The following is a 13658-nucleotide window of genomic DNA, read 5'->3' on the forward strand; positions in this document are numbered from 1 at the left end:
CCGCAAGGATATCATCGACCGGACGGCGCGGCCACAGCCACCGTCCTTCAGGCCCGCGCGGGACGCAGTTCGCGCAGGTTGCGCAACACCTCGGCCAGCACGCGCGGGTTGCGGCCCAGCGCCACGTGGCCGATGCCGCCGAACGCGACGTTGCGCGCGCCCGCCAGCACGCTCGACTCCTGCGGGGCGACGATGTTGTCGTGGTGCGTGTACAGCGACACGATGCGCGCGCGCACGTCCTCGCTCTCGGCGGCGGCCAGCGCGCGCAGCCACGGGCTGTCGCGGCGCATCTGGGCGGCGTTCGCGCCAAGGCCGAAGCGCGCCAGCGCCGTGCCGTGGTGCGGCGTGCCGAGAGTGATCAGTGCCGCCACGCGCGCGCTGCCGCCGGTTTCATACCGTCGCATCCACGCGCGCGCGGCCAGCCCCCCCATGCTGTGCGCGACGATGGCGATGCGCGCGGCGCCCGTCGCGGCGCACAGTTCGCGCACGCGGGCCTCGATCGGCGGCGCGTAATCGTCGATGCTGCCCGCGACCGGTGCCAGGTCGATGCCCGCGTGGCTGATGCCCTCGCGGTCCAGCAGCAGCGCCATGTGCGCCCAGTAGCCGCTGTTGCAGCCGTAGCCGTGGATGAGCAGCACGGGCGGGTACCCGCTGTCCGGGTGGATCGTCATGCGCGCGCGGCCGCGCGGCACGTGCCACGACGTCACCAGCATGCTCGCGCAAAATTCCTCGGCCAGCATGCGCAGACGCGCCCCGGCCCCGAGCCGGTACGCCGGCGGCGTGGCGCTCGCCGCCCATCCCGCCATGACGAAGTTGTTCATGTTGATGACGAGGCGGACCAGCGCCACGGCCCCGATGCCGGCCGCCAGCGCGCCCCACGCCGGCACGCCGCGGCGCAGCAGCACCCACGCGACCAGCAGCGCGCAAGCGGCCTGCACGAGCAGCACGAGGCGCAGCAGCGTGCGGGCGCTGGCCAGCTTCATCGCGTCACGCCTGCGCCTGCGGGCGCGCGGCCGGCCGTCCCGTCAGCGCCTGCGCGAGATCGCTGGCCAGGCGCGCCGTGATGCCGTAGATCGACAGCTGCGGATTGGCGCCGATCGACGTCGGGAACAGCGAGCCGTCGTGCACGGAGACGTTCGCGAGGCCCCGGTAGCGGCCGTCCGGCTCCGTCACGCCGGGGTGGTCCGGGCCGGCCATCGCGCAGCCGCCCATCACGTGGGCCGACACGACGCGCGTCAGGTGCCGTTCGAACGGCAGCGCGGCGATGCCCGCCTTCGCCTCGTTCCAGCTGGCGTAGCGCGGCGCCCGTTCGTGCGCCACCTGCACGCCGCTGGCGCCGACCGCGAACTGGATCTCGGCCATCGTCAGCAGCGCGCGCCGGGCGCCGTCCCAGATCGGATCGTTCAGCGGGTAATCGAGCACGGCGGCGCCGTCCCCGTGCAGGCCGACACTGCCGCCCTGCGACTCGGGATGGAAGCCGTCGCGCAGCAGCGCCAGCATGCCCTGCAGGTGCGGGAACTGGCGCATCATCTCGGCGTGCTCGCGACCGAAGCCCTGCATCGTCGTGGCCAGCAGCACCGGATGCAGCGGCGGCGCCTCCAGCTTGAAGCCGAGCGGGCCGTCGATCGCCTGCGTGTGCATGAAGTGGTCCGAATAGACGGTCTGCGGCGCGCCTGCATAGCCATCCACGCGCTGCGGGAACAGCGCGGCCGACACCAGCGTCGGATGCAGGAAGGTGCGCTTGCCCAGCTGTCCATCGGGGTCCGGCGCGTTCGAGCGCAGCAGCAGCGCCGGCGTGTTGATCGCGCCGCCGGCCAGCACGTAATGGCGGGCACGCACGCGCAACGTCCGTCCCGTCGCGTGCAGGCCGGCCGCGTCCAGCAGCGTGCATTCGAGGCCGTCGACCTTGTCGCCCTTGACGACGAGCCGCTGGGCGCGGGCGCGGGTGACGAGCGTGGCGCCATGGTCCAGCGCGGACGGGATCGTCGTCACGAGCATCGACTGCTTCGCATTCGTCGGACAGCCCATGCCGCAGTAGCCCAGGTTCCAGCAGCCGTTGACGTTGCGGCGGATGAGGCCCGTCGCAATGCCGAGTTGCGCGGCGCCGCGCCGCAGCAGCTCGTTGTTCTCGTTCGGCGCGCCGGGCCAGTCGGCCACGTGCAGCCGCGCCTCCATCAGCGCGAACCACGGCGCCAGCGCGGCCTCGTCGTACGTCGCGAGGCCGAACTGCCGCTGCCAGAACGCGAGCGTCGGCGGCGGCGTGCGGAAGCTCGACGTCCAGTTCACCGTCGTCGAGCCGCCCACGGTGCGGCCCTGCAGGATGTTGATGCCCTTGTCGCGCGTCTTGCGCGCGGCCGATTCCTGGTACAGGGTCGGGTAGGCGTCGGCCTCGCGCATCCTGAAATCGCGCGACGACTTGAGCGCGCCCTCTTCCACGACGATGACGGACAGGCCCGACAGCGCGAGGATCTCCGCCGTCACGCCGCCGCCGGCACCGCTGCCGACGATGACCACGTCGGCGGACAGGTCGCGGTCGCGCTCTTCGCGCGCGCCGTCGATCACCTTCCAGCCGCGCGCGAGGCCGGCGTGGATCGGATCCGGAATCATGGATTCGGCGCTCATGCCAGCGCCTTCAGCGGCCCTGGATAGCCGATGGCATCCCAGTGCGCGGGATCGCTGTACCAGCCGCCGAGCACGAGGTCGTGCAGGGCCGCGTACGCCGTGCGCAGCAGGGCGAGGCGATGCACGCGCCAGTCCTGCAGGAACGCGGCGACCTCGACGTCCCGCGCCGCGGCCCAGCCGTGCGGGATGCCCGTCAGCAGACGCCGCGCCGGCGCCAGCGCGAGCAGGCCGAACAAATCCTGCACTTCCTGCTGGGCGGCGAGGGGCAGGCCGAGGATGGTCTGGTGCACGCGTTCGGTCGTCGCGGCGATGGCGCGGGCCTTGTCGGCTGGCGCATCCGGCAAGGCGCCGGCCAGGATCGCGGGGACGATCGCGTCGAGCGCGGCGCGCGCCTCGCCGTCGAGCACGAACCCGCGCGGCGGCGCCGGATGCGTGACGCGATACCAGCCGCCGCCCGCGGCCAGCAATGCGGCCGCCAGCACGCCGGCTTTCAGGAAGGTTCTACGGGTTGTCTCCATGCCTACCCTTTATCAGTATTTGTAAAAGTGTAAGCGAAACGACCCGCCCCGCGACGGGATGAAACTAGAGCGCGGCGTCTAAGGCTCGCCGACCAAAGCCGCCGCACAATTGCCCAAAACCGGGCTCTGACCCCGAATTGTCGACTCTCGTTAATCGTGGCCGGCGTCGGCGTCGTTGGCCGGCGCGGCTTTCATCATCTGGCGGGCGATGCCGCGCAGGATGTTGACTTCTTCGGTCTCCAGCTGGGCGCGCGCGAACAGGCGTTTCAGGCGCGGCATCAGCTTCTTCGGGTTGGTGGCGTTGAGGAAGCCGATCGCCACCAGCGCGTCTTCGAGGTGCGCGTACATGCCCTCGACCTGCGCCACGCTCGCGGCCTCGCCCTGGAAGCCGACGCCTTCCTGCGTGCGGTTTTCGCCCTGGGCGGCGAGGCGGCATTCATAGGCCAGCACCTGCGCGGCCTGCGACAGGTTCAGCGATGAATAGTCCGGATTGGCCGGGATGTTGATCAGCACATTGCACTGTTCGACGATCTGGTTCGGCAGGCCGAAGCGCTCGTTGCCGAGGATCAGGGCCGGGCGCAGGTCCGCCATGCCGGCCGCGTGCGCGGAAAATTCGCGCGGACTCCACACGGGCGGCGAGAACTCGCGCAGCCGGGCCGACACGGCGGCCGCGAAATTGCAGCCGTCGAGGGCGGCGGCGATGCTGTCCACGATGCGCGCGCCTTCCAGCACGTCGATCGCGCCGCTGGCGAAAGCCACGCTTTCCGGGTCGTGCAGCGGGTCGGCGCAGCGCGGCGACACGAGCACGAGGTCGGAAAAGCCCATCGTTTTCATGGCGCGCGCCACCGAGCCGACGTTGCCGGCGCGACTCGTCTCCACCAGCACGAAGCGCAGACGTTTGAAAAGAGAAGAGACAGTTTCGGTCGGGTTCATTTAAAATAACGCCATCGCGCGGTGACGAGCGTTGAAATGCGGGCAAGAGGTTCGCGATTTTAACGGCTTCGGCACCGCTTTGCTCTTTAATTATTTCTCGTTCAGATCGTTCACAGCGCCCGCGCGCGGTGGGCGTCAGCATTTTTTACGGATAGCTTATGCACCCCATGCTCAATACGGCCATCAAGGCCGCCCGCCGCGCCGCGACCGTCATCAACCGCGCATCCTTCGACCTCGACCGCATCACCGTCAGCGAAAAGAGCCACAACAACTTCGTCACCGACGTCGACCAGGCTTCGGAACAGGCGATCGTCGAAACGCTGCTGAAAGCCTATCCCGACCACGCCATCCTCGGCGAGGAATCGGGCGCCACCGCGAACCTGAACGACGAGAGCGAATACGTCTGGATCATCGATCCGATCGACGGCACCACCAACTTCCTGCACGGCTACCCCAACTACTGCATCTCCATCGCGCTGCGACAGCGCGGCGTGATCACGCAGGCCGTCATCTACGACCCGGTCCGCAACGACCTGTTCACCGCCACCAAGGGCGCCGGCGCCTACCTGAACGACAAGCGCATCCGCGTGCGCAATCCGGACCGCATCAACAAGGCGCTGATCGGCTCCGGCCACGGCGCCGAGCCGCGCGACCTCGCCGAATACCTGCGCATGTACGAAGTGGTGGCGCCGCGCTGCCACGGCCTGCGCTCGAGCGGCTCGGCCGCGCTGGAACTGGCCAACGTGGCCGCCGGCCGCGTCGACGGCTACTTCGAAAAGCACCTCAAGATCTGGGACATCGCCGCCGGCTCGCTGCTCGTGACCGAGGCGGGCGGCATCGTCGGCGAATTCAGCGGCGAATCCGAATACCTGAACAAGGGCGACGTCATCGCCGCCGGCCCGAAGGTCTTCGCGGGCATGGTCGCGCTGCTGAAACCGTTCGCCTGAGCGGCCACCCGCCGTTTCGCGTAAAATACGTCTCGTGTAAGTCCGGGGAATGCCGCGGGCCTTGCTGGCCGCGCGGGTTTCCCGCAGCAGGCAGGCATCGCAGGCGCCTGCAACCATGCCTCCGGCACCCACGAGGTGTCGCGCTCCCGCTTCCACCGGCCCTGTCCCAAATCGGCACAGGCCGCGCTAAAATTTCCATAGCGAAACATTTTTTAACTATAATGTCGCGTGATCGTTGACGTTGCGTCTGCGTTCACGTCTTGGCGTGCCGGCACCAGTACCGGCCGCCCTGTTGTGTAATCCGATCGGCTGGACTGGCGTTTCCGCTGCAAAAAGGCGTGGCAACGACGGGCCGATCCCTACCAGATAACTATGTCATTCAATTCTCTCGGTCTGTCCGACGCCATCGTGCGCGCCGTCACTGAAGCTGGCTATACCGCCCCGACCCCGATCCAGGCCAAGGCGATTCCCGCCGTGCTGGGTGGTGGCGACCTGCTGGCCGGCGCCCAGACCGGCACCGGCAAGACGGCCGGCTTCACGCTGCCCGTGCTGCACCGCCTGTCGACCGACAAGGCCGGCACGCAGCTTTCGAATAAATCGTCCAAGCGCCCGATCCGCGCCCTCGTGCTCGCCCCGACCCGCGAACTCGCGGCCCAGGTCGAGGAAAACGTCCGCACCTACGCCAAGCACACGAACCTGAACTCGGCCGTGATCTTCGGCGGCGTCGGCATCCACCCGCAGATCAAGATGCTGGCGAATGGCGTCGACATCCTCGTCGCCACGCCGGGCCGCCTGCTCGACCACGTGGGCCAGGGCACGATCAAGCTCGACAAGATCGAAATCCTGATCCTGGACGAAGCCGACCGCATGCTGGACATGGGCTTCATCCACGACATCCGCAAAGTGCTGGCCGTGCTGCCGCCGAAGCGCCAGAACCTGCTGTTCTCGGCCACGTTCTCGGACGAGATCAAGGGCCTGGCCGACCGCCTGCTGGACAACCCGGCCATGATCGAAGTGGCGCCGCGCAACTCGACCGTCGAAGTCATCGCCCAGAAGATCCACCCGGTCGACCGCGACAAGAAGCACCCGATGCTGGCGCACCTGATCAAGACGCACGGCTGGAAACAGGTGCTCGTGTTCACCCGCACCAAGCACGGCGCGAACAAGCTCGTCGAGCAGCTCGGCAAGGACGGCATCGGCGCGATGGCGATCCACGGCAACAAGAGCCAGTCGGCGCGCACCAAGGCGCTGGCCGAGTTCAAGGACGGCAGCCTGACGGCGCTCGTCGCCACCGACATCGCGGCGCGCGGCATCGACATCGACCAGCTGCCGCACGTGGTCAACTACGACCTGCCGAACGTGCCGGAAGACTACGTGCACCGCATCGGCCGCACGGGCCGCGCCGGCGCCACGGGCGAGGCCGTGTCGCTCGTCTGCGTGGACGAGCACCAGATGCTCAAGGACATCGAAAAGCTGATCAAGCAGACCCTGCCGCGCCAGGTGATCGCGGGCTTCGAGCCGGACCCGAGCGCGAAGCCGCAGCCGATCCAGCTGCGCAGCGGCGCGCCGGGCCATCCGGGCCGCGGCCGCCCGGGCGGCAACCGCGGTGCCGGCAACGGCGCAGGCGCCGCCGGCGGCGCCAAGCCGCGCACGCAGGCGGCACCGGCCACGGGCCAACGCAACGGCGGCAATGGTGGCGGCAACAACGGCGCGCGCGCCGGCCAGCCGGGCAACCGCAGCGGCGGTGGTGGCGGCGGCAATGGCGGCGGCCGTGGCCGCGGCCCGCGTCCGGCGGCGCCCCGCTCCGGCGGCGACCGCTGATGCACCGCTGATGCGCACGGGCGCCGGTACGCCGGCGTCCACCCGCACGTCGAAGGCCGGGACTCTGTTCCCGGTTTTTTTGTGGCTGGCCGAGATATTTGCGAACTCAAGTACTTGCGAACTGTTAAAATCCAATCTATACTTAACGAATCAAGTAATAGTCCAGCACCCGGAGCCCCCAATGACCTCGACCGATACTACGACCGACACCCCCGACAACCTCACCACCGAATTCTGCCTGCGCCTCTCGCGCGCCTGGGCGACGCTCGTGCGCCGCCTCGACAGCGCCCTGGGCGGCCACCACGGCATCAGCTTCGCCGACTACCAGCTGCTGCTGCACCTGCAGCGCGCGCCGGGCGGCCGCCTACGCCGCGTCGACCTGGCCGACAAGCTGGGCCTCACGGCTTCCGGCGTCACGCGCTCCCTGCTGCCGCTGGAAAAGATCGGCCTCGTCACGCGCCAGAGCGACCCGCGCGACGCCCGCGTCGGCTACGCGCTGATCACGCCGACGGGCGGCGAACTGGTGACGAACGCGACGACCGTCGTCGACAACATCAGCCGTGCCATGCTCGGCGGCCCGGCGCGCGACCAGTTGCAGGCCACGTCGGACCTGCTCGCGCAGATCGCCGGCATCGGCCGCTGATGTCCTGATCCGCCGCGCCTGAACCGGCGCCGCTGCTCGCACCCCCAACCGCAACCACAATCTCAACCACGATGGCGTGCAGGCCAGGCCCGCGCACGCCCCTGCGACGACAAGGAGCTCGCATGAACAACCCATCCCGGCCGCTGCTGCGCGACCGCAACTTCGTGTGGCTGATGAGCGGCGGCGCCGTCTCCATCGTGGGCGACCAGTTCACCCTGATCGCCCTGCCCTGGCTCGTGCTCGAGCTGACCGGCGATCCCGTCGCGCTCGGCATGTCCGTCGCGCTGATGGGCCTCCCGCGCGCCGTATTGATCCTGTTCGGCGGCGCGCTCGTCGACCGTTACGCGCCCAAGCGGGTCCTGATGCTCACCAAGCACGTCAACACCGCGCTGCTGGCCGCGCTGGCCATCCTCGTCTACGGCGGCCACGCGCACCTGCCCGTCGTGCTCGCGCTGGCGCTGGGCCTGTCGCTCGCCTCGGCGTTCGGCATCCCGGCCGGTACGTCGATGCTGCCGCATGCCGTTGCGCCGCAATACCTGCAAGCCGCGAACGGCATGATGATGGGGCTGCGCCAGGCGGCGCTGCTGGCCGGGCCGCTGCTGGCGGGCCTGCTGTTCGCACTCGCCGGCGACGGCAGCGGCGGCCCCCGCCACATGCACGGCCTCGCGCTGGCGTTCGGCGTCGACTGCCTCAGTTTCGCCGTGTCGGCCTGGACCCTGGCGCAGGTCGCACCGCGGCCGTTCACGCCGCCGGCGCCGCAACCGGTACTGCGCGCCGTGGCGGCCGGCCTCGCGGCCGTGTGGCGCGACACCCTGCTGCGCACCTGCTTCATCTACTGGGGCCTGTGCGCCTGCGTGATCGGCGGCGTGATGCAGGTCGCGCTGCCCCTGCTGGCCAGCAGCCGCCTGCACGGCGCGTCCGCGCTCGGCCTGCTGCTGGGTGCGCATGGCGCCGGCGCTCTGCTGGGCATGGCCGCGAGCGGCATCGCCGGACGCCGGCGCGCCGGCAATCTCGGCATGACCTTGTTGCTGGTCGACGGCATCGTCGGCCTGCTGCTCGTGCCGCTGGGCCTGATTACCGCCAGCTGGCAGGGCATGCTGATCAACGTCCTCATCGGCGTGCTGGGCGGGTTCGTGCAGGTCGCGGTGTTCACGTGGATCCAGCAGCGCGTACCGCGCGAACTGCTGGGCCGCACGATGAGCCTGTTCATGTTCGTCTTCATGGGCCTGGCGCCGTTGGCCGCCGCGCTGTCCGGGTGGATCGCCAGCCGCGTCGCGCTGCCGACACTGTTCGGCGGCGCCGGCGCGTGCCTCGCGGGCGCCGCGCTGCTGGCCTGGCTGTTCACGCCGATGCGTGCGCTGCGCGACGCGCCCGCCACGACGGTTTAGCATGGTCGCTGTAACATAGGCGGTTATCCCACCGCAAAGGAACCCGCATGCCCCGCTTCGCCGCCAACCTGAGCCTGATGTTCAACGACCTCGGCTTCCTGGAACGTTTTGGCGCCGCGCGCGCGGCCGGCTTCGACGGCGTCGAGTTCCTGTTCCCGTACGCCTTCGACGCCGAGCAGATCGCCGGCCGCCTGGCGCGCCACCGGCTGGAACTGGCGCTGCATAATTTTCCAGCCGGCGACTGGGCGGCCGGCGAACGGGGCCTGGCCTGCGATCCGCGCCGCGCCGGCGAGTTCCAGGACACCGTCGAACTGGCGCTGGAATACGCGCTCGACCTGGGCGTGAAACGCCTGCACTGCCTGGCCGGCAAGCTGCCGCCGAACGTGGCGCCGGAACGCGCGCATGCCACCTTCGTCGACAACCTCCGCTTCGCCGCCGCCGCGCTGGCCCCGCACGGCATCGCCCTGCTGATCGAGCCGATCAACGACCGCGACATCCCCGGCTATTTCCTGACCCGCAGCGCCCAGGCCGCCGCCATCATCGCAGAGGCGGCCGTACCCAATCTGTTCCTGCAATACGACATCTATCACATGCAGCGCATGGAGGGCGACCTCGCCAATACGCTGCGCGAACGCCTGCCGCTGATCCGCCACATCCAGCTGGCCGACGTGCCGGGCCGGCACGAACCGGGCACCGGCGAGATCAATTTCCCGTTCCTGTTCCGCACCCTGGACGAACTGGGTTACGACGGCTGGGTCGGCTGCGAATACATCCCGCAAGGCGACACCGTGGCCGGCCTCGGCTGGCGTCCGTCCGTTTGAATTGATCATTGGCAATAACGAAGCGCCCAGGTTTGAAAGAATGGGGGCTTTTCCGGCCGGCATTTTGCCGCCCAGAAAGGACCCATGGACCTGCGCCGCTGCCTTTCCTTTTTTGTCCTTGCCGCCAGCCTGCTGCTGGGCGGTTGCGCCAGTACCGGCCAGGTGAGCCTGGCCGAGGTGCGGCAATTCGCCGACGCCTCGGCCCGCGTGGGCGGCTATGGCGAGCTGTCGCGCCGCTACCGCGACACCTACGAGCGCGAGCAACCGTATCTGTCGCCGGGCGCCGACCGCATCGCCAAGGAAAACGATGCGCGCCGGCGCGCCGTCTACGACGACTTCGTCAGCATCCAGAAGACCGTCGTGCTGTACATGCAGACGCTCAGCGTGCTGGCGGGCGACACCCGCTACGACCTGTCCGACCGCATCGACGACCTCGGCAGCGGCCTCAAGGCGAATGCGGAATCGGGCCTGCAGCAGCGGCAGATTGCCGCCTACACGGGGCTGGCACGGCTGCTGACGCGGGTGATCGCGTCCGGCTACCAGAACCGCAGCGTCGAAACGATGGTGCGCGACGGCGACGCCGACGTGCAGATCCTGCTGGAAGCGATGATCACGCTGACCCGGCTGTACGCCAAGACCAACGACAACGAAAAGAAGACCGTGCTCGGCATCTTCGACGTCGAAATCCCCTTTTCCAGCAAGACATCCGACCGCATGCTCGTGACCCTGGCCAAGGTCCATTACCTGAACAAGTCGACGGAATATAAACTGGTCGACAAACGCTATGACCTGGCGTTGCAGGGTTTGACCAAAGTGGCCCTCGGCCACCAGAAACTGCGCGTAAACATCAATAACCTGCATGGCGACGAGATACGCACGATGCTGGCCGCGTACGCGCGCGACCTCACGCGCCTGCGCGACGCCCTGTCCGATTGAGCGCACGAGGAGAGATCATGGCAAACGACACGAATTCCCGGCCGGGCGGAGCCCAGCCCGCGCCGACCGCGCCGCCCGGCCCGGCCGAGGCATTGTCGACGGCACGCCAGGTGGAAGAACTGGCCGACGAGCTTTCGGCGTGCGCGGACAGCATCCACGACCGGGTGATGCGCGACATCCGCCGCCACCACGGCGAGGACGTGCCGGAATCGGAGCAGGCGGCCGCGCGCGCCCTGCTGAACGCGGAGATGGAGCTGCGCCAGCGCGCCAACCGGCTGTATGCGGAGGCGGCGGCCTGCATCGTGTCGGCGCTGGGCCAGCCGCAGCAACACCTGATCCAGCTGACCGTGGACGCCGCCGACAAGATCCGCCGCATCACGCGCATCGGCGACGGCATCACGCTCGTGGCCCGCCTGCTGGGGCTGGCGGCGGCGGCCAGCACGGGCCAGGTCGTGCCCATCCTCGCCGCCGTCGAGGGTCTCAAGGGCCAGCTCGACGTCATTGCCGTCGACAACGCGCCCGCAGCGCCCGCCGCTCCTGCCTGAGGTGTGGCGGTAGGCATCCCCGGCGTTCCGCGCTACACTGGGTTGCCGCCGCGCGGCATCCAACGACACGAACGAAGGGGATCTCCATGAACGTCAATCCACACGTCGAGTCCGGCGCGTTCCGTCACGCCTTCCCCGTGGACATGGCGTGACCATGGAACCCCTTACGCCCGAGCAGCTGGCGCTGCTCAAGACCATGCTCGAACGCCGCGTCGAGGCGCTGTCCAGCGTCGAGCAACCGCAACAGGACGCCAGCGAGCTGCCCGTGGACGAGGTCGAGACGTCGCCACTGGACCGTGCCACCGTACGCCTGCTGAACGACCTGTCGCGCGAAGCCGCCGACCACCATTCGGCCGAGATGCGCCAGCTGCGCCAGGCCCTGGCCCGTTTCGAGGACGGCACGTATGGATTGTGCGAGGAATGCGGCCAGCCGATCGGCGCGTCGCGCCTGCTGGCACGGCCGGAGGCGCGGCTGTGCATCGATTGCCAGACGCGGGCCGAACGACGCTAGGCCTATCCGACTGACCTGGCCAGGCCTGCCTGACTGACTGACTTGTTGCGCCGGCAGTGAGAACGTCGCCCCTGCGCAGGCAGGGGCCCGAGGTCGCTGCGTCGCGTCGCACGCAACCCCGGGGACCCAGCGCCAGCGGCGCTATCCGCCTGCGCCGAACGACGTTCCAGGCCGCGGACGAAATTTCGCCCCGACCCGCAGACGGTCAGACACCCCCTTGCGCGCGCAGTACGGTCGACCGCTCCGTGAAAAAGAGCGGGAGGCCCGTCAGACAGGCCGTCCCGCCCCCACTGCCTGGCGCCCCGCGGTGGCCGGCGCCGGCTCCCCCGAACCAGCCGGACCGACCAGGCGCGGCAGCGCCGTCGCACAACATTCGGCGCGCGGCGTGCGCCGCAGACCGTGTGCAGCACATCGTGCGCCGCACACCGTGTGCCGCACACCGTGTGCCGCTTAATACATGTGCTGGCCGCCGTTGATGGCCAGGTTGGCGCCCGTCATGAAGCCGGCGTCTTCCGAGGCCAGGTAGGCGACGAGGCCGGCGATCTCGTCCGGCACGCCCAGGCGGCCCACGGGGATCTGCGGCAGGATCTTGCCGTTCATCACTTCGCTGGGCACCGCGTCGACCATCTTGGTGCGCAGGTAGCCGGGCGATACCGTGTTCACGGTCACGCCGTGGTGCGCCATTTCCAGCGCGAGCGCCTTCGTGAAGCCGTGCATGCCGGCCTTTGCGGCCGAGTAATTGACCTGGCCAAAGGCGCCCTGCTGGCCGTTGACGGACGAGATATTGATGATGCGCCCCCAGCGCTGCGCCATCATCGGTTCGACCGCCTGCTTGCTCATGTTGAACACGCTGTCGAGGTCGGCACGCAGGACGGCCTGCCAATCCTCGACCGTCATCTTGCGCAGGCTTTTGTCGCGCGTGATGCCGGCATTGTTCACCAATACGTCCACCCGGCCCATCTCGGCCAGCAGTTTCTGCATCATCCATTCGCAGTCGCCGTAGTCGGTCACGTCGACGCGATACGCCGTGAATCGGTACCCTTCGTCCCTCTGGGCGGCCAGCCACGCGTCAGGCGTGGCATTGCCGGGCGAATAGGTTGCCGCCACGCGGAACCCCTCCGCCTGCAGGCGCCGGCAGATTGCCGTGCCGAGTCCACCCATTCCTCCAGTCACCAAGGCTACTTTGTTATCGTGCATGGTTTCATCGTCCTGTCATCAAACCTGCCGCGCCGGGTGCGCAGCACGAAGCACCGAGTCTAGGGCGCCGGACAAAGCCGTCCTTGACGAAGCGCAAACGGATAAAGCTGGGTCGGCCGGACATGGGGGAAGGAAAACGATGTACCTGAGTAATCGGACAGAACGCCGCCGCAGCACGCGGCGGCAGTTACTCAGTGGATGATGTCGGGCACGGTGGCCGGGTCGAAGTCGGCCCAGTCGCCATCGACGATATTGCCCCTGGCCCGTTCGATATGATGGGCGCCGAGGTCGCGCAGCAGGTCGACGGCGCGCTGTTCGAGGCCCCCATCGTCGAACGCGACGGCCACGAGCATGCCGGCCGGACGGTTTTCCACCGGCGCGCGGCCGCCCTTTTCGCTCTCGCCCGATTCTTTCATCTTGGAAAAGCTGAACAGCGAACCGACGTGGGCGCCGACGAGGCCGCCAACCACGGGCCCCAGCGGTCCGGTGACGGGGGTCGTCAAGGCGCCCGCGACGATGCCGATCGCCGCACCTGCGCCGGCGCCCTCGGCCACGCCCATCGGCGACTCCTTCGCGCCCGGCGAGTGGATGTTGTCGCCGCCGATCGGCGTCAGGTCGTGCTGGCCCGGCTGGCTCAGGTAGAACCCACTGATGCGTTCGCTCGAAAAACCGGCGTCGACCAGGGCGCGGCGCGCCCGCTCGACGTCATCCTGCAGCTGGAAGTGCCCTGCAATGATCGTGGACATGGATGACCTCCTGCGTCGATAGTAAGTGCA

14 protein-coding genes are annotated in these 13658 nt (G+C 68.9%); 8 read left to right on the top strand and 6 right to left on the bottom strand.

The genetic code is table 11. From position 1 onward, the window contains the following. Nucleotides 1-47: 47 nt before the first annotated feature. The 4 genes from U9J41_RS16255 to U9J41_RS16270 form a co-directional block, all read right to left on the bottom strand. A complete protein-coding gene (locus tag U9J41_RS16255; RefSeq protein ID WP_322403230.1) occupies nt 48-983 on the bottom strand; it encodes an esterase/lipase family protein in 936 nt (311 codons plus the stop codon). A 4-nt stretch (nt 984-987) separates the two neighbouring features. After that, nucleotides 988-2622: a GMC family oxidoreductase gene (locus U9J41_RS16260; protein WP_322403231.1), complete on the bottom strand. Its 1635-nt coding sequence runs from the start codon at nt 2620-2622 to the stop codon at nt 988-990. After that, a complete protein-coding gene (locus U9J41_RS16265; RefSeq protein WP_322403232.1) occupies nt 2619-3140 on the bottom strand; it encodes a twin-arginine translocation signal domain-containing protein in 522 nt (173 codons plus the stop codon). Before U9J41_RS16265 ends, U9J41_RS16260 begins: the two co-directional genes overlap by 4 nt. 150 nt (nt 3141-3290) lie before the next feature. Further along, the gene (locus U9J41_RS16270; protein ID WP_322403233.1) at nt 3291-4073 is read right to left on the bottom strand and encodes an RNA methyltransferase; all 783 of its coding nucleotides are present in this window, start codon (nt 4071-4073) and stop codon (nt 3291-3293) included. 167 nt (nt 4074-4240) lie between these two features. On the opposite strand from U9J41_RS16270, the gene U9J41_RS16275 reads away from it, so the two are divergent. The 8 genes from U9J41_RS16275 (at nt 4241) to U9J41_RS16310 (ending at nt 11685) form a co-directional block, all read left to right on the top strand. Next, nucleotides 4241-5020 (top strand): inositol monophosphatase family protein, encoded by a 780-nt coding sequence (locus U9J41_RS16275; RefSeq protein WP_322403303.1) that lies wholly within the window; start codon nt 4241-4243, stop codon nt 5018-5020. Nucleotides 5021-5392: 372 nt separating this feature from the next. Beyond that, nucleotides 5393-6841, top strand: a complete 1449-nt coding sequence (locus U9J41_RS16280; RefSeq protein WP_322403234.1) for a DEAD/DEAH box helicase — start codon at nt 5393-5395, stop codon at nt 6839-6841. Nucleotides 6842-7022: 181 nt separating this feature from the next. Beyond that, entirely contained in the window at nt 7023-7484 is a 462-nt protein-coding gene (locus tag U9J41_RS16285) for a MarR family winged helix-turn-helix transcriptional regulator (RefSeq protein ID WP_322403235.1), read from the top strand. A 122-nt stretch (nt 7485-7606) separates the two neighbouring features. Further along, nucleotides 7607-8872 (top strand): MFS transporter, encoded by a 1266-nt coding sequence (locus tag U9J41_RS16290; protein WP_322403236.1) that lies wholly within the window; start codon nt 7607-7609, stop codon nt 8870-8872. Between the two features lie 47 nt (nt 8873-8919). After that, complete coding sequence (hyi, locus tag U9J41_RS16295) at nt 8920-9693, top strand: hydroxypyruvate isomerase (protein ID WP_322403237.1); 774 nt, start codon at nt 8920-8922, stop codon at nt 9691-9693. Nucleotides 9694-9777: 84 nt separating this feature from the next. Continuing rightward, the gene (locus U9J41_RS16300) at nt 9778-10629 is read left to right on the top strand and encodes a hypothetical protein (protein WP_322403238.1); all 852 of its coding nucleotides are present in this window, start codon (nt 9778-9780) and stop codon (nt 10627-10629) included. Nucleotides 10630-10646: 17 nt separating this feature from the next. Beyond that, the gene (locus U9J41_RS16305) at nt 10647-11174 is read left to right on the top strand and encodes a hypothetical protein (RefSeq protein WP_322403239.1); all 528 of its coding nucleotides are present in this window, start codon (nt 10647-10649) and stop codon (nt 11172-11174) included. 154 nt (nt 11175-11328) lie between these two features. Then, a complete protein-coding gene (locus U9J41_RS16310; RefSeq protein ID WP_322403240.1) occupies nt 11329-11685 on the top strand; it encodes a TraR/DksA family transcriptional regulator in 357 nt (118 codons plus the stop codon). Between the two features lie 450 nt (nt 11686-12135). Here the strand turns inward: U9J41_RS16310 and phbB are convergent, their stop codons facing one another. Beyond that, nucleotides 12136-12882: an acetoacetyl-CoA reductase gene (gene phbB, locus U9J41_RS16315; RefSeq protein ID WP_322403241.1), complete on the bottom strand. Its 747-nt coding sequence runs from the start codon at nt 12880-12882 to the stop codon at nt 12136-12138. A gap of 191 nt (nt 12883-13073) precedes the next feature. Next, complete coding sequence (locus U9J41_RS16320) at nt 13074-13628, bottom strand: hypothetical protein (RefSeq protein ID WP_322403242.1); 555 nt, start codon at nt 13626-13628, stop codon at nt 13074-13076. Between the last annotated feature and the right edge of the window lie 30 nt (nt 13629-13658).

The organism is Massilia luteola (assembly GCF_034420155.1).
Lineage (GTDB): Bacteria > Pseudomonadota > Gammaproteobacteria > Burkholderiales > Burkholderiaceae_D > Telluria > Telluria luteola.